This window comes from Mesoterricola sp. JemC181 (assembly GCF_055384585.1).
The window spans coordinates 2666940-2682189 of sequence record NZ_AP045076.1; the positions used below are offsets into that span (position 1 = coordinate 2666940).

Genomic DNA, 15250 nt, shown 5'->3' on the forward strand with positions numbered 1-15250 from the left:
CCCGCGACGTCAGACGAAGGTCACGGCATGCACGGGCGGCAGGTGCTCTGAGACGGTGAGCCAGTCGTCCCCGCCGTTCTCCGACACCCACAGGGAACCGGTGGTGCTGCCGAAGGCCAGGCGGGAACCGGTGGCGTCCACATCCAGGGCGTGGCGGAACACGAGGTCATAGGCGTGCTCCTGGGGCAGGCCCCGGCGCAGGGTCTCGAACGTTCGGCCGCCGTCCCGGGTGCGGGCCACCACCACCCTGCCCTCCAGCGGGATGCGGCGCTCGTCCTTGTCGGAGGGCACGAACCAGGCGGTTTCGGGGTCTGCGGGGTGCACGGCCACCGCGAAGCCGAACACCGAGGGCGGGACGCCCGTGATCTCGTGCCAGGACGAGCTGTCGTCCACGGACCGGAAGACGCCGTTGTGGTGCTGGCACCAGAAGACGTCGGGGTGGGACGGGGACTGGACCACCCGGTGGGGGTCCTGGGCCACCGGATCCAGGGCCCGGTCCGCCGGCATGTAGTCGGCGCGCATGCCGTGGGAGCAGCAGGTCCAGGTGCGGCCCCGGTCCCGGGTGCGCCAGGCGCCGCCGCAGGAGACCGCCACCGTGACGGTTTCCCCGTCCCGGGGGTCCACGCAGATGGAATGGATGCCGGGGTAGTCGGTGCCGCCGCCCATCCAGGCGCGCCGGTCGGGGTGGTCCCAGAGGGGGCGCACCAGGGACCAGGTGGCGCCGCGGTCCGCGGAGCGGAAAAGGCCCCCCGGCAGGGTGCCGGCCCACAATTCGCCGGCCTCGCTTCCCGCCGCCAGGGACCAGATCCGGATGAGCTTCCAGGGGATCGCGCGGCCCAGGGTATCCACCTCCTCCCCCTGCCCCTCCGGGGGCGCGGGGTAGGCGGGCGCGGCCACCTCCTCCCAGGTGGCGCCGCGGTCGGGGGAGCGGTGCAACTTCACGCCGAAGTGGCCGTGGTCCAGGGCGGCATACCAGTGGCCGTCGCGGGCGTCCGCAAGGGCGAGGGTGACGTTGTCCCCGCGGAAGGCGAGGTCCTCCACGCCCCAGCGGCCCGGCCCCTGCCGGCGCACCTGGAAGAGGCCCTTGCGGGTGGATACGAGGAGCGCTCCGGTCATTTCAGCCTCCTGAGAGGGCCTGCATCACCACCACCTCGTCCCCGTCGGTCACCGGGTCCGAGAGCCCGCGCCGGTCGGCGCAGGCGATCCCATTGACGAACACCACCATGTGGTGGCGCAGCTCCCCGTGCTCGTCCACCACGTAGCCCCGCAACCGGGGCTCCCGGGCGAAGGCGTTGTCCAGGGCCTCCCGGACCGTGGCGCCGCCCACCGCGCAGGGCGGGCACGGCACATGGCGCTGGAGGTTGGCGGTGAAGACGACGCGCGGCATGGCGGACTATTCGCCCCGGAAGGCCTTCTCCAGGACGGCCAGGTCCAGCTTCTTCATCTTCCATACCGCCTGGACCATGCGCTGCACGGCGGCGGCGTCCCCGCTGGCCATCATGGCGCCCAGGGACCTGGGGACGATCTGCCAGGAGAGGCCGAAGCGGTCCGTGACCCAGCCGCACTCCACCTCCTTGCCCCCCTCCGAGAGCCGGGCCCAGTAGCGATCGATCTCCTCCTGGGTGTCGCAGTTCACCATGAAGGAGACGGCCGGGGAGAACGTGAAGGCGGGCCCCCCGTTCAGGCCCATGAAGGTCTGGCCGTTGACCGTGAAGTGGACGGTCATGACCGTGCCGGCGGGGCTGGGGGCGTTCTCGCCGTAGTGCGTGACCGCCAGGATGCGCCCGTCCTCGAAGATGGACACGTAGAAGCGGGCGGCCTCTTCGGCCTGGCCGTCGAACCAGAGGCACGGGGTGATCTTCTCCATGAGAACTCCTCGCAGGGCCCTCAAGGGTAGTCAGAGCCGCATCCCGATTCAAGCGTCCCGGTCAGGGCTGGAACAGCGCCAGGGGAAGGTCCCCGGTCCCGCAGTCCGGGCGGTTCCGCACGCTTCACTGGTTATGATTTGCAAGCGTTGAGGATACCAAGCCTGCCCCTGGGCACAGGGCCGGTTCGGCCTGGCTTCAGGGTGGGTTCCCGGAACGCCTGCGGCGCGGGTGGGCCTTGGGGGCCGGGTCCTCGCCCCGGTCCACGTAGGGCTTCAGGGCCAGCCCGGCGAGGCGGGGCTTCAGCTCCTGGAGCCGGGCCTTGGCGGCGCGGGGGGTGGCGAAGGGACCGAGGCGGACCCGCTTGAGGGTGAGGCCGGGGTCCTGGGGGTCGGCCACGTCGGAGAGGACCGTCTCGATGCCCGCGGCGCGCCGCAGGTCGCCCTGGAGGCGGGCGATGCTGGCGGGGGCGGACAGGGCGGCGAACTGGATCCAGATCGCCCCGGCCTCGGCCGGGGGTGCGGGCATGGCAGACGGCTTGGCGACCTTGGGAACGGGTGCCGGCACGGGCGAGCTGGCGGCCGATTTTGCGGGCGGCTGAACGGGCGGTTGCACGGGCGGCGGAGTGGGCGGGGCGATGGCGGGCGGGGGGGACGGCGGTTCGTCGGGGAGGACGTCCACCACCACGGGAAGGGTCTGGCCGCCCCAGGCGTTGACGGCGCTGAGCCAGAAGGTCGTGCGGCCGATGAGGGCGTGGTTGAGGGTGCCCTTGGAGGGGAGCTGCACGCCCAGGGGTTCCAGTTTCACCCGGTCCGTGCCGGTGGCGGACCACGCGAGGGTCACGGGGCTGCCCCGCCGCACGACCGCCGGCATGGCCATGAAGACCTGGATCCGGGCCGGTTCTTCGGCCAGGATGGAGCCTCCGGCAGTGCACAGCAGGAACAGGACACGAGGATTCATTGGCGGACTGGGGCTCCAGGAAGCGGGGTAATAATCATCCCAACCCGTGCCGGAATTCAATCCTTTTCATGCACCGGCGGCGCCGGACCGGTCCCCGTGGCGGCTAGGACCACTTCGCGATCAGCTCCCGCAGGCTCCGCGTGGAGTATGGCTTGCTGAGGAAGTCGTCCATGCCCGAGCGGGTGCAGCGCTCGACGTCCTCCCGGGTGGCGTTGGCGGTGAGGGCGATGATGGGCAGGCGCCTGCCCTCCCCTTCCTGCGCGCGGATCCGCCGGGCGGCCTCGTAGCCGTCCATCACGGGCATCTGGCAGTCCATGAGCACCAGGTCGAAAGGGGTTCGGTCCACGGCGTCGAGGGCTTCCTGGCCGTTGGCGGCCAGTTCGAAGGTGCAGCCCAGTTTGGCGAGCAGGGTCCCCGCCAGCTTCTGGTTCACGGGGTTGTCCTCGGCCAGCAGGACGTGGATGGGGCGGGCCTCCGTGCCCACGGCCTCGGCGGCGGTCAAGGGGGCGGCGGGGACGGGGCTGGCCACGGGGAAGACCGCATCCATGAAGAACTCCGAGCCCTCCCCGGGGTGGCTCACCACGCCGATGCGCCCGCCCATGAGGTCCACCAGGCCCTTGCTGATGGCCAGGCCCAGGCCGGTGCCGCCGTAGCGGCGCGTGATGGTCCCGTCCGCCTGGGTGAAGGGCGTGAAGAGCCGGTCCCGGTCCCCGGGGAGGATTCCGATGCCGGTGTCCCGCACGGAAAAGCGCAGGCGCTGGTCCGGGCCGGCGGCCACGGCCAAGGTGACGGTGCCGGCCTCCGTGAACTTGATGGCGTTGCTCATGAAGTTGGAGACCACCTGCCGCAGGCGCACGGGATCCCCCAGGACCCAGGCGGGCGCGCCGGGGTCCACCTCGGTGCGCAGGACCAGACCCCGGGTCCGGCAGTTCTCGGAATAAAGGGCCGCCAGGTCCGACACCAGGGCCGCCGGTTCGAAGGGCACGCTCTCCAGTTCCATCCGGGAGGCTTCGATCTTGGAGAAGTCGAGCACCTCGTCGATGATGCCCAGCAGTTGGCGGCCGGAGGCCAGGACGGTCTGCACGTACTCGCTCTGTTCGGGGTCCAGGCGCGTGTGGAGCAGCAGCTCCGACATGCCCAGCACGCCGTTCATGGGGGTGCGGATCTCGTGGCTCATGGTGGCGAGGAAGCTCGACTTGGCGGCGTTGGCGGCCTCGGCCTGCCGCTTGAGTTCCAGGGTCTCGGCCAGATCGGCTTCGCGCCGGCGGATGTTGCGCACCAGCACGCGGAGGGCCGCCAGGATCGCCAGGAGGCTGGCCGCGGCCACGGCGGCGATGAGCCGGGCGAGGTGCCGCCAGTTGGCCAGGAAGAAATCCTCGGTGAGGGTGAGGTTCACGATGAGGGGATAGGGTGCCACCACCCGCGCCGCGCCCAGGCGGGCCACGGGCTTGTGGTCGGCCATGCGGTAGTCCACGGTGTAGGCCGTTCCGGCCTGCAGGCCCTGGGTGTGGATGATGTGGTACGTCGTGCCGGTGAGGTTGCGCTTCCCGATCTCCGCGTCCACCCTCGGCCAGCGCGTGAGCATGGTGAAGTCGTCCCGGTAGAGGGTGATGGAGGCCCCGCTTCCCAGGCCCGAACCGAAGCGCTGGTAGAAGTCCGTCAGCACGTCCACTGAGAAGCCCACCAGCACCAGGCCCAGGAAGTCGCCCCGGGCGTTCGCGAGCCTCCGGCTGATGTAGAAGACCCACTTCCCGTTGCCCTTGTTGTGCACCGGGACGCTGATGTACTCGCCCAGGGCCGGGTTCTCCAGGCGGGCGCGGAAGTAGTCCCGGTCCCCCAGGTTGATGGGAGGCGGCGGGTAGCTGCGGGAGAAGTTGATGACGTCGCCGTTGGAGGCCACGATGGTGGCAACGTCCACCTGGGGCATCCCGGCGGTGCGGTCCCGGAGCATCGCGTAGACCTTCGGGGTCCCCATGCGCCGGCGCAGGTCCTGCGGGTCCCGGATGCCGGCGGCGTCAACCTGTTCCGTGAGGCCGTCCAGGGCCAGGTGGGCGGTGGCCATGTTCTGGAAGACGTGCTCGGCCAGGACGAGGGAATGGCTCGCCATCTGGGTGCGCCAGAGGTCCACTTCCCGCCGCCTGAGCAGATAGATGGAGGTGGAGGTGGCGGCCACCACCAGCAGGATGAGCAGGGCCCCCAGGCCCAGGGCCAGCTGCGCGGTGCCGAAGCGGCTCCGGCCTTCCCGGGTGGTGCTGGCTGGGGTCTGGGTCACGGGAGTTCTCTTCTGATGACACAGGATAGCCCTTTTCCGCGCCAGGCTGGTTCAATGGAGGGATGAGCGCACAGGACCGCACTTTCTGGGAGGACATCTACCGGGATACCCCCCGGCCCGGCTGGGACATGGGCCGCGCAACGCCCGTCCTGGCCGAGCTGCTGGACCTGCCGGCGTGCCGGGAGTCCGGCCCCGCCTGGGTGGTGCCGGGCTGCGGCTTCGGTCATGACGCCGCCGAGCTGGCCCGCCGCGGGTTCCGGGTGACCGGGGTGGATTTCGCCCTGGCGGCGGTCCAGGGCGCGCGGGAACGCTACGGGGATCTCGTCCGGTGGGTCCAGGAGGACTGGTTCGCACCGTCCGTCGACGTGTACGACGGCATCTTCGACTACACCTGCTTCGCGGCCATGGAACCGGACCGGCGCGGGGCCTACCTGGATGCCTGCGCCCGCCGGTTGCGGCCGGGCGGGCTATGGCTGGCCGGTTGTTTCCACGCGGTCACGACGCCGCCGGGTCCGCCCTACGCCATGACCCTGGACGAGGTCCGCAGGCTGGTGGAACCCCGGTTCGAGGTGCTCCACCTGGACCATGCGACCCGGAGCCATCCCCGGCGGCAGGGCCGGGAGTTCCTTGTCGCGGCCAGGTTCAGGGGGTAAGAAATTTTTAAGAAGACCTTAACCTATTCTTCTGTTTTTCCAAGTCGCATCACGCCCTAGCCTTGCTGTGGGACATACCTGACCCATAGGAGGCAATCATGAGCAACAACCCGAACGGCCGGTTTGACGGCTACGCGGATATCCACAAGGCCCTACGGGCTTTCATGGGCGACACCCTCGCCAAGGTGGGGAGCCTGGATCCCGAGGACCCGGCCGAGACGGCCGCCGTCACCGGCCAGGTCGGCGACCTGCTCCGCCTGTGCCGGACGCACCTGGAGCATGAGAACGATTTCATCCACACCGCCATGGAGGCTCGCGCGCCCGGTTCCACCCAGGCCTTCGCCGAGGACCACGAGGGGCACGAGCGGTCCCTGCGGAACCTGTGGCTGGACCTCGACGCGGTGGCCACCGGCGGCGAGCAGGCGGTGGCCCGGCTCTACCGTGGCCTGGCGGTCTTCGTGGCGGAGAACCTGGAGCACATGGACCGGGAGGAGGTCGAGAACAACGCCGTGCTCTGGGCCAACTACACGGACGCCGAGCTGATCGGCATCGAGCGGGCCCTGGTGGCGTCCCTGAAGCCTGAGGAGCTGAGCATGGCGCTGGCGTGGATGATCCCGGCCCTCAGCCCCCGTCAGCGTGCCGCAAAGCTGGCGGGTATCCGGGCCGGGGCCCCGGAGCCGATGTTCAGGAAGGTGCTGGACCTGGTGCGTCCGACCCTGCCGGGGAAAGGGTGGGAGAAGCTGAAGCGGGACCTGGAACTGGCGGGCTAGGGTCCGTAGCCAGGTCGCCTGCCCTTCTGGGATAATCGCGCGATGTCGTCCGAAAAGACCCTTCCCGAAACCATCGACGCCCTCTACCGCACCGAATCCCGGCACGCCCTGGCCACCTTGATCCGCCTGCTCGGCGATTTCGATCTCGCGGAAGAAGCCATGCACGAGGCGTTCCGGGCGGCGCTGGAGCAATGGCCGGCGGAAGGCGTGCCGGCCAGGCCCCGGGCGTGGATCATCTCCACGGGCCGCTTCAAGGCCATCGATGCCCTCCGCCGGCGCGCGAAATTCGAATTCCCGCTGGACACGCTGACCGAGGCCCAGCTCCCGGCCACGCCTGACGAGCCGGGAGACGCGGAAGAGCCCATCCCGGACGACCGGCTTCGACTCATCTTCACCTGCTGCCATCCCGCTCTGGGCGCCGAAGCCCGTTCAGCGCTCACGCTTCGGGAGGTCTGTGGTCTGACCACCGAGGAGATCGCCCGGGCGTTCCTTGCCTCCCCCTCCACCATCGCCCAGCGCATCGTGCGTGCCAAAGCGAAAATCCGCGACGCGCGCATTCCCTATGAAGTTCCGTCGCCCGCCGAACTGCCGGATCGCCTCGATACCGTCCTCCAGGTGATCTATCTCGTCTACAACGAAGGCTATTCGGCGTCCTCCGGCGAATCGCTGATGCGCCCAGACCTCTCCGGGGAAGCCATCCGCCTCGGACGGCTCCTGAAAGGACTTCAACCGGAACCGGAGGTCCTGGGACTTCTCGCGCTCATGCTTTTGCAGGAATCGCGACGTGCTGCGCGGACGTCCCCCTGCGGGGACCTGGTCCTCCTGGCCGACCAGGACCGGGGGCGATGGAATCGGGCCCTCATCGCGGAAGGCTCGGCGCTCGTGGCCCAGGCCATGGCCTCCCGCCGGATCGGCCCCTACACCTTGCAGGCCGCCATCGCCGCGGCCCACGCCCAGGCGCCCAGCACCGCCGCCACGGACTGGCGCCGGATCGTCGGGTACTACGACCTCCTGGCCAGGATCGCTCCTTCGCCCGTCATCAGCCTCAACCGCGCGGTCGCCGTGGCCATGCGGGACGGTCCTTCAGCGGGCCTGGCGCTCGTCGACGCCATCCTGGAGGGAGGCGATCTGGCCGCCTACCATCTGGCCCATTCCGCCCGCGCGGATCTCTGCCGGCAGCTGGGGCTGGCGGAGGAAGCCCGGGCCTCCTACCGCACCGCCCTCGCCCTGGCCCGCCAGGACCCCGAGCGGCGGTTCCTGGAGCGCCGGCTGAGCGAATTGGGCTGATTTCCGGAATTCGGCACGCGCCCTGTCGATCCGGGCCATCCCCGATCGACTAGAAGGTGAAGGCACGACCTTCAGGGAGAACCGCCATGAAATACATCTGCTTCGGCTACCTGGACGTGGACAGCTGGGAGAGGAAATCGCCCAGCGAACAAAATGCCATGATCGACCAGTGCTTCGCGTATGACGAGGTGCTGAGGAAGAACGGCAGCTGGGTGAGCGGGGAAGGCCTCCAGGGCGCCACCACCCTCAGCTTCCAGAACGGCAAGGTGTCCGTTTCGGACGGCCCCTATGCGGAGACCAAGGAATTGCTGGGCGGCCTTCTGATTCTGGAAGCCAAGGACCTGAATCACGCCATCCAGCTCATTTCGAACCACCCCGGCATCCGGATGGGCCGCTGGGAGATCCGGCCTGCGCAGGACCTGAAGCCCATGATCGAGGAAAGCGAACGGCGCCGCTCCGTCGCGACGTAGGCGTCCGGCCTAGGACAGCGCCGCGTGGGCCTCCCGGAGCTTTTCCATGATGGGGATCTGCTGAGGGCACTTGGGTTCGCACGCACCGCAGGCCTCGCACCGGTCCCCGCCATGGCCGGCGCCGGCGATGAACATGTCGTAGACGCCCTTGGCGGTAGCCCAGTTGCCGAACATGCCTCCGGTGTTCCAGCTGGAGAAGACGTCGGGGATGGCCACGCCGCTGGGGCACGGGGCGCAGTACCCGCAGGTGGTGCAGGGAACCTTCACCCGGGCGGCGTAGATCCTGCGGACGGCCTCCACCAGCTCCAGCTCCCCGGGGCCCATGGCGCCCGCGGCGGCCGAGTCGCTGACGGCGAGGTTCTCCTCCACCTGCTCCATCGTGTTCATGCCGGACAGGAGCGTGACCACCTCGGGGTGGTTCCACACCCACCGCAGGGCCCACTCGGCGGGGGTCCGGGGCTCCGGGGACCGGGCCCAGACCGCCAGGACGTCCGCGGGCTGCGCTACGGCCAGGGTGCCGCCGCGCAGGGGCTCCATGGCGATGGTCCCGATGCCCCGCTCGGCCGCGTAGCGCAGGCCGCGGGTGCCGGCCTGGTAGCCCTCGTCGAGGAAGTTGTACTGGATCTGGCAGAAGTCCCAGGCGTGGCCGTCGATGATGGTCTTGAAGACATCCAGGGAGTCGTGCATGGAAAAGCCCAGGTGGCGGATGCGGCCGTCCTTCTGGGCCCGCTCCAGGGCGCGCAGGACGTGGTGGCGGACCACGGTCTCCCAGCGCTCGGCGTTGAGGGCGTGCACCAGGTAGAAGTCGATCGTCCCGGTGTCCAGTTTCCGGAGCTGCTCGTCCAGGAGGCGCTCCACGTCCCCTTCCCCGCCGACGAGCCAGATGGGCAGCTTGGTGGCCAGGTGCACCCGCTCCCGGTAGCCGTCCCTCAGGGCGCGGCCCACGAAGGGTTCGCTCTGGCCGCCGTGATAGCCGTAGGCGGTGTCCACGTAGTTCACCCCGCCGTCGATGGCCCGGCGCACCAGGGCCCGGGCGGCCTCCTCGTCGATGTGCTTCATGTCGCCGCCCACCACGGGCAGCCGCATGCAGCCGAACCCCAGAACGGAGACCTCCGCCCCTGGGATGCGCGGGAATGTGCGGTATTTCATGGGCTAATCCTTTGCATGGATTTTACCGCCAAAGGGGGGCATCATGAGCGCCTCACCCCACCTTTCAGGAGATCACCCATGAAGCTCTTCGCAGCCGCCCTCCTGCTTGTGACCGCCTCGGCCTTCGCCCAGGCCCCCGCCGCCAAGAAGCCCGCCCCTGCCCCGGCCCCCAAGGTCGAAGCCAAGCCCGCGCCCAAGGCCGAAGCCAAGCCCGCCGCCACCGGCTTCGTGGCGAACAAGGCCTCCAAGGTCTATCACAAGGCCGACTGCGCCGTGGGCGCGAAGATCAAGGCCGACAACAAGGTCATGCTGGCCACCAAGGCCGACGCGGAAAAGGCGGGCTACAAGGCCTGCAAGGTCTGCAAGCCGTAGTTCCCTTCTCTTCCTCGGCGCCTGCCTTCCAGATGGAAAGCAGGCTCGCGGGTTCCACCGGATCCGCCGGAAGGGGGTCAGCGCCATCCTGGCGCCCTGAGGTTCTCCACCACGTAGAGGTCGGTGAGCCGGCTCTCGCAGCCGATGGCCAAGGTCCTGCCCCCGGGTTCGGCCAGGAGGGCCCGGCACTGGAGATGGCCCGCGGGGCCGGGCGGGGTGAAGGTCGCCAGGGGGGTGCGCCGCCCGCGCGTCAGGTCCAGGCGGAAGACGGGCACCCCCGGAGCCGGGTCGCCTCCGCGGGCGATCAGGGACCGGCCGTCGGCGGCCCAGGCCACGGGCCGCTCGCCCCGCGCAAGGCCCGGGATGGGCCGGGGTTCGCCCCCCGCCAGGGGCAGGATGAACCAGTCCAGGCCGTTGCCTGATACCAGGAAGCGGGTGCCGTCCGGGGAGACCTGGGGTCCGCCGGGGAAGGCGCCGCCCAGGCCCGCGGGGGTCAGGATGGTGGGCGGGCCCCCGCCGCGGTCCAACAGGACCCAGCCCGAAGGGTCCCCCCAGGCCAGATGGGCCAGGATCCGCCGGCCGTCCGGGAGCAGCAGGGCGCCCTGGCCGGTGGAGGCGAAACCCTCGGGGACCGGGATGGCGAAGGGACGGCCTAGGCCGGTGGGCACGAACAGGAGGCACGTCGCGCGGGCCTCGGGATCCCCCTGGTCCTTGGCGGGAAGGCCCGCCGACGTGTAGGCCTCGGTCCAGGCGGGGTCGAGGGTGCCGGGCCCCAGGGCGCGGGTGTCCACCTGCACCCAGCCGCCGTCCGCGGACAGGGCGGAGGCCCGGCCGGGGCCCAGGGCCAGGGCCGGGCCTCCGCCGGCGCCCCGCAGGTAGAGCCGGTCCTGGCGGGTGCCGCCGCCCAGCCCCGGGGATTCCAGCAGGAGCAGGTTCCGGCCGCCGAACCCCTGGACCTGGGTGTTCCCCTGGATGGACAGGTCCCGGGGGGGGCCGCCGTCCAGGTCCAGGGCATGCACGGAGCGCCGCGCGTGCTCCTGGGCCAGGAGAAGCCGTCCGCCGGGACCCACGTCCAGGAGGCGCAGCTCCCCCGGCCCGCGCCACACGGTGCGCTTGCGGCCCTGGAGGCCGAGGGTCCACACCTCCGTCTGGTCCCCGTCCCGTTCGGATCCCCAGAGCACCCCGTCCCCCCAGGCCAGGCCGGTGATGCCGCCCCCCGCGCCGTCCCCGCCCTTGGCCAGCAGGGTCCTGCGGCGGCCCTCCCGGTCGAAGACGGCCACCTCGGCCCGGCCCCGCGCGGGGTCCCCATCCACCAGGGCCAGGTGTCCGCCGTCCCGGTCCAGGGCGAGGTGGGCCAGGGTCCGGGCGTTGCTGTCGCACGCGACGAGGGACCGGCCTTCGGGGAAGTCCAGGCGGAGGGTGCCGCCGGGGGTCAGGCCGAGGGTCGCCAGCTCCCGGCCGTCCCACGCGGCTTCGGCGACCTCGTGGCGCACGTCCCGGGGGATGCCGCCGGCTGCGGAGCGCACGACCAGGGTGCCCGTGAAGGCCGGGCCCCTCGTGGACAGGGGGCCCTGGATGCAGGCCAGCTCGTCCCGTGGCGAGACGCCGGCCAGGAGGGCGTCCTGGAGTCCCAGGGGACGAGGCGCGGCGCTCCCCGGATCCAGCGCGAAGATCTCCGGCCGGCCACCGGCCATCCGCTGGGAGTAGAAGATCGTGCGCCCATCGGCCCCGAACCGGGCCGCTTCGATGGCGCCGGGCGGCAGATCGAGCTGCCTGAACACGGGCGCAGGGGCGGGCCGTCCGCCGAGGGCCCAGGCGATGAGGCCCAGGCCCAGGAGGGCCCCTGCCCCGGGCCCGGCCAGGCGGCGAAGCCGATGCCGGGCCTCCGGGCCCGGGAAGAGCGGCTCCTCCGCGGCGAAGGAGGCGTCCTCCAGGGCGAAGGCGATGTCCTCGGCGCTGCGGAAGCGCCGGGAGGGCGCCTTTTCCAGGCAGTGGGCCAGGATCCGCCGGAGCGCCGGGGGCAGTTGCTCCAGGCCCGGGGAGACCTCGGTGGTCCGCTCCCTCAGGATCGCCGCCAGGGTCTCGGCGGGGGTGGTCCGGGCGAAGGCCCGGCGGCCGGTGAACACCTCGAACAGCACGGCCCCCAGGCTGAAGATGTCGCTGCGGGGGTCCACCTTCTCTCCCCGCACCTGCTCGGGGCTCATGTAGCCGAGGGTGCCCAGGACCGTGCCTTCCCGCGTGATGGGCGGGGGCGGGGTGCCGGAGCGGGACATGGAGGAGAACAGGCCCTGGAGCGGGCTCGCGCTCCGGCGGGGCACCTGCCGGGCCAGGCCGAAGTCCAGGATCTTGAGGACGCCTTCGGTGGTGATCCACAGGTTGCTCGGCTTGAGGTCCCGGTGCACCAGGCCCTTCTCGTGGGCCGCGGCGAGCCCGCGGGCCATCTGCGCCCCCAGCTCCACCGCCCGGCGCAGGGGGACGGGGCCGGCTTCCAGGCGATGGAGCAGGGATTCGCCTTCCAGGAGCTCCGTGACGAGATAGGCGAACTCGCCCCGGGTGTCGAACTCGTAGATGCGCAGGATGTTCGGGTGGTTGAGCGCGGCGGCGGCCCGGGCCTCCCGCTCGAAGCGCGCCAGGGCCTCGGGGCTGCGCTCCCGCGGGTCCAGGAGGAGCTTGATGGCCACGAAGCGGCCCAGGCGGGGATCCCGGGCCTTGTAGACCTCCCCCATGCCCCCCGAACCCAGGGGGGTGAGGATCTCGTAGGGGCCGAGGCGGGTGCCGGGGGCGAGGAACATCAGGGCGAGGCCAGGCCGTCGACCAGGTAGAGCTCGGTGAGCGCCTTGCGGTACGACAGGGCGAAGGAACGGGCATCGGGCGACAGGACGACTTCCGGACAGCCCATGTAGCCCGCGGGATCCGGAATGTTGAAGCTCAGCACCGGCCTGCGGGCGGCGGTGGCCAGGTCCAGGCGGCTGACGTTCACGGGCGTCTGGGCGAAGCCGGTGCGCACGAAGACGGCGTTGCCCTCCGCGCTCCAGGCCGCCACCCGCTCGCCGGGGAGCACGCCCCGGATGGGCACGAGGGGGCCTCCCGCCAGATTCGCGATGAACCAGGCGTTCCCGTCCTGGGAAAGGATGAACCGGGTACCGTCGGAGGAAAGGGGATACAGGGTGGCGAAATTGGCCCAGTTGCCCTCGGGCGCCAGGGGGACCGGCGGCGCGCCCCGCCGGTCCAGGAGGACCCACCCGGCCCGTTCGCCGTGCTGGAGGTGGGCCACCGCCCGTTGGCCGTCCGGCAGGAGGTAGGCGCTGCCGCCGATGGGGTCGTAGGCCCTGGGGATGGGAATGGCGAAAGGTCGGCCGAGCCCCGTGGGCACGAAGAGGAGGTAGCGCGAACGCGCCCGGGGGTCCTCCAGGTCCCCGCGGGCGAGGCCCGCCTCCTCCAGGGCCCGGGCCCAGGCCGGATCCAGCTTCCGGGCCGGCTGCGGCCCCAGCACCATGTTCACCCAGCGCCCGTCCCGGGAGAGGGAGTCCCCGAAGCCGATGCCCAGGGCCAGGGGCGGGCCCCCTTCCGGGGAGCGGAGGTAGGTCCGGTCATCCACCGTGCCGCCGTCCATGATGGGGGACTCCGACAGGAGCACCTGCCGGCCGTCGGCGCTGATGCCCCGCACCTGGGTGCGCCCCTGGAGGGAGAGCTCCCGCGGGGCGCCGGCCGCGCCCGGCTTCAGGGCGAAGGCCCCCCGGCGAACGGTCTGGACGGCCAGGAGGGCGCGGCCTTCCGGGGAGACGTCCAGGAGCTGGAGGTTGCCCTGGCTGCGCCACAGGATGCGCCGGGTTCCCCCCGGGGGGAGCGCCCAGAGCAGCGTCTGGTCCCCCTGGAGCTCGGAACCCCAGAGCTCGCGGCCGGGGCCCCAGGCCAGGCCGGTGATGGTGATGCCCTGGTTGTCCTCGGCCTTCGTGTAGAGGACCCGGCGCGCCCCCTTCCGGTCGAACACGCAGATGTCCGAAACGGACCGGGCGAAGTCCCCGTCCACGCAAGCCAGCAGGTTGCCGTCCCGGGAAAGGGCGAGGTGGCGGATGGACCGGGGGGGATCGTTGAAGGTGGCCAGGTGCCTCCCCACGGGGAATTCCAGCTGGAACTGCAGCAGGCCCTCGACCGTGGACAGGGTGGCCAGGCCCGCCCCGTCCCACACGGCCTCCACGATCCCCTCCCGCAGGGCGCGCTGCGCGCCGCCGCCCCCCGGAACCTGGGTCAGGGTGCCGAGGAACATGCCCTCCAGGAGCTGGCGGGGGTGCTTCAGGACGGCCAGTTCGTCCGTGGGCGAGACCCCCAGGAGCATGGCGTCGGGAATGCCCAGGGCCTTGGGTTCGGTGCTGCGCGGGTCGCACACGTAGAGCTCGGGCGGCGCGCCCCCGACCCGCATGGAGAAGTAGACGGTCTTCCCGTCCGAACCGAAACGGGCCGCTTCGAGGGTGCCCGCTTCGAAGGTGAGGCGCTGGAAGGAGGGGGGGGTCTGGGACCTGCCGCGCAGGCCCCAGAGGCCGGCGGCGCCGGCCAGGAGGAGGCCCAGGGCCAGGGCGGCCGGGCGCCAGGGAAAGGGGCGGCGGGCGGCCGCCATGGGTTCCGTGGAGGCCACGGACAGGTTCTCCAGGGCGAAGGCGAGGTTCTGGGCGTCGTGGAACCGGCGGGCGGGCACCTTCTCCAGGCAGTGGTCCAGGATGCGGCGCAGGGCGGGCGAGAGGGGGCGGTCCCCGGGTTCGGGCTCCTCCTGGAGGATGGCGGCCAGGGTGTCGGCGGAGGTGGATCGCACGAAGGCCCGCCGTCCCGTGAGCATCTCGAAGAACACCGCGCCGAAGCTGAAGATGTCCGTGCGGGCATCCACCTCCTCGCCCCGCACCTGCTCGGGGCTCATGTAGCCCGGTGTACCCAGGACCGCGCCCTGGTGGGTGATGGAGGGGCCCTCGTCCCGGCGGGTCTGGCGGGCCAGGCCGAAGTCCAGGATCTTCAGGCGGCCGTCCCGGGTGACCCAGAGGTTGGCGGGGGTGAGGTCCCGGTGGATGACCCCCTTCTCGTGGGCTGCGGCGAGGCCCTGGGCCAGCTGGATGGCCAGGTCCGTGGCCAGGCGCGCGGAAAGCGGACCCTTGGCCAGGCGCGCGTGGAGGGATTCCCCTTCCAGGAGTTCCATCACCACGAAGCGGAGCTCCCCCTCGTTGGCGAAGTCGTAGATGCCCAGGATGTTGGGATGGTTGAGCGCCGCCACGGCCTTGGCCTCGCGCTCGAACCGCGCCAGGGCCCGGGCGTCGCCGGCCAGGTGCTCCGGCAGGACCTTGATGGCCACGTAGCGGTCCAGGCGGGTGTCCCGGGCCTTGAAGACTTCGCCCATGCCCCCGGCGCCCAGGGGGCTGATGATTTCGTAGGGGCCCAGTCGGGCGCCGCGGGTCAGATCCATGGGTCC

General features: G+C 71.4%; 13 protein-coding genes. 5 read left to right on the top strand and 8 right to left on the bottom strand.

Going from position 1 to position 15250, the window contains the following annotated elements; all coding sequences use genetic code 11:
- Positions 1-9 precede the first annotated feature (9 nt).
- The 5 genes from ACZ5MC_RS11735 to ACZ5MC_RS11755 form a co-directional block, all read right to left on the bottom strand.
- Positions 10-1116: a WD40/YVTN/BNR-like repeat-containing protein gene (locus tag ACZ5MC_RS11735; protein ID WP_306600611.1), complete on the bottom strand. Its 1107-nt coding sequence runs from the start codon at positions 1114-1116 to the stop codon at positions 10-12.
- Position 1117: 1 nt separating this feature from the next.
- Complete coding sequence (locus ACZ5MC_RS11740) at positions 1118-1387, bottom strand: MoaD/ThiS family protein (RefSeq protein WP_306600612.1); 270 nt, start codon at positions 1385-1387, stop codon at positions 1118-1120.
- A 6-nt stretch (positions 1388-1393) separates the two neighbouring features.
- Positions 1394-1867, bottom strand: a complete 474-nt coding sequence (locus tag ACZ5MC_RS11745) for a VOC family protein (protein ID WP_306600613.1) — start codon at positions 1865-1867, stop codon at positions 1394-1396.
- A gap of 196 nt (positions 1868-2063) precedes the next feature.
- Positions 2064-2825 (bottom strand): SPOR domain-containing protein, encoded by a 762-nt coding sequence (locus ACZ5MC_RS11750; protein ID WP_464515895.1) that lies wholly within the window; start codon positions 2823-2825, stop codon positions 2064-2066.
- Between the two features lie 103 nt (positions 2826-2928).
- On the bottom strand, positions 2929-5097 hold the full coding sequence (locus tag ACZ5MC_RS11755; RefSeq protein ID WP_464515896.1) for a hybrid sensor histidine kinase/response regulator: 2169 nt from the start codon (positions 5095-5097) through the stop codon (positions 2929-2931).
- A gap of 62 nt (positions 5098-5159) precedes the next feature.
- Here ACZ5MC_RS11755 and ACZ5MC_RS11760 point away from each other — a divergent pair, with 62 nt between their 5' ends.
- The 4 genes from ACZ5MC_RS11760 to ACZ5MC_RS11775 all read left to right on the top strand — a co-directional run bounded on the left by ACZ5MC_RS11760 (position 5160) and on the right by ACZ5MC_RS11775 (position 8277).
- On the top strand, positions 5160-5750 hold the full coding sequence (locus tag ACZ5MC_RS11760) for a methyltransferase domain-containing protein (protein WP_306600616.1): 591 nt from the start codon (positions 5160-5162) through the stop codon (positions 5748-5750).
- A gap of 98 nt (positions 5751-5848) precedes the next feature.
- The gene (locus tag ACZ5MC_RS11765) at positions 5849-6520 is read left to right on the top strand and encodes a hemerythrin domain-containing protein (RefSeq protein ID WP_464515897.1); all 672 of its coding nucleotides are present in this window, start codon (positions 5849-5851) and stop codon (positions 6518-6520) included.
- A gap of 42 nt (positions 6521-6562) precedes the next feature.
- A complete protein-coding gene (locus ACZ5MC_RS11770; protein ID WP_464515898.1) occupies positions 6563-7807 on the top strand; it encodes an RNA polymerase sigma factor in 1245 nt (414 codons plus the stop codon).
- A gap of 86 nt (positions 7808-7893) precedes the next feature.
- Positions 7894-8277 (top strand): YciI family protein, encoded by a 384-nt coding sequence (locus ACZ5MC_RS11775; protein ID WP_306600620.1) that lies wholly within the window; start codon positions 7894-7896, stop codon positions 8275-8277.
- 9 nt (positions 8278-8286) lie between these two features.
- Here ACZ5MC_RS11775 and ACZ5MC_RS11780 read toward each other — a convergent pair whose 3' ends face one another.
- The gene (locus ACZ5MC_RS11780; RefSeq protein ID WP_464515899.1) at positions 8287-9426 is read right to left on the bottom strand and encodes an aldo/keto reductase; all 1140 of its coding nucleotides are present in this window, start codon (positions 9424-9426) and stop codon (positions 8287-8289) included.
- 78 nt (positions 9427-9504) lie between these two features.
- On the opposite strand from ACZ5MC_RS11780, the gene ACZ5MC_RS11785 reads away from it, so the two are divergent.
- Positions 9505-9798: an Ada metal-binding domain-containing protein gene (locus ACZ5MC_RS11785; protein WP_306600622.1), complete on the top strand. Its 294-nt coding sequence runs from the start codon at positions 9505-9507 to the stop codon at positions 9796-9798.
- Positions 9799-9875: 77 nt separating this feature from the next.
- On the opposite strand, the gene ACZ5MC_RS11790 is transcribed toward ACZ5MC_RS11785, so the two are convergent.
- Positions 9876-12590, bottom strand: a complete 2715-nt coding sequence (locus tag ACZ5MC_RS11790) for a serine/threonine-protein kinase (RefSeq protein WP_306600623.1) — start codon at positions 12588-12590, stop codon at positions 9876-9878.
- Complete coding sequence (locus ACZ5MC_RS11795) at positions 12590-15244, bottom strand: protein kinase domain-containing protein (RefSeq protein WP_464515900.1); 2655 nt, start codon at positions 15242-15244, stop codon at positions 12590-12592. Before ACZ5MC_RS11795 ends, ACZ5MC_RS11790 begins: the two co-directional genes overlap by 1 nt.
- Positions 15245-15250 lie beyond the last annotated feature (6 nt).

Excerpts from the sequence above, each read along its gene's own strand:
- ACZ5MC_RS11780 (WP_464515899.1), bottom strand. The coding sequence starts at position 9,426 with ATGAAATACCGCACATTCCCGCGCATCCCAGGGGCGGAGGTCTCCGTT.
- ACZ5MC_RS11775 (WP_306600620.1), top strand. The coding sequence starts at position 7,894 with ATGAAATACATCTGCTTCGGCTACCTGGACGTGGACAGCTGGGAGAGG.
- ACZ5MC_RS11795 (WP_464515900.1), bottom strand. The coding sequence starts at position 15,244 with ATGGATCTGACCCGCGGCGCCCGACTGGGCCCCTACGAAATCATCAGC.
- ACZ5MC_RS11770 (WP_464515898.1), top strand. The coding sequence starts at position 6,563 with ATGTCGTCCGAAAAGACCCTTCCCGAAACCATCGACGCCCTCTACCGC.
- ACZ5MC_RS11740 (WP_306600612.1), bottom strand. The coding sequence starts at position 1,387 with ATGCCGCGCGTCGTCTTCACCGCCAACCTCCAGCGCCATGTGCCGTGC.
- ACZ5MC_RS11760 (WP_306600616.1), top strand. The coding sequence starts at position 5,160 with ATGAGCGCACAGGACCGCACTTTCTGGGAGGACATCTACCGGGATACC.
- ACZ5MC_RS11785 (WP_306600622.1), top strand. The coding sequence starts at position 9,505 with ATGAAGCTCTTCGCAGCCGCCCTCCTGCTTGTGACCGCCTCGGCCTTC.
- ACZ5MC_RS11745 (WP_306600613.1), bottom strand. The coding sequence starts at position 1,867 with ATGGAGAAGATCACCCCGTGCCTCTGGTTCGACGGCCAGGCCGAAGAG.
- ACZ5MC_RS11765 (WP_464515897.1), top strand. The coding sequence starts at position 5,849 with ATGAGCAACAACCCGAACGGCCGGTTTGACGGCTACGCGGATATCCAC.
- ACZ5MC_RS11750 (WP_464515895.1), bottom strand. The coding sequence starts at position 2,825 with ATGAATCCTCGTGTCCTGTTCCTGCTGTGCACTGCCGGAGGCTCCATC.
- ACZ5MC_RS11735 (WP_306600611.1), bottom strand. The coding sequence starts at position 1,116 with ATGACCGGAGCGCTCCTCGTATCCACCCGCAAGGGCCTCTTCCAGGTG.
- ACZ5MC_RS11790 (WP_306600623.1), bottom strand. The coding sequence starts at position 12,590 with ATGTTCCTCGCCCCCGGCACCCGCCTCGGCCCCTACGAGATCCTCACC.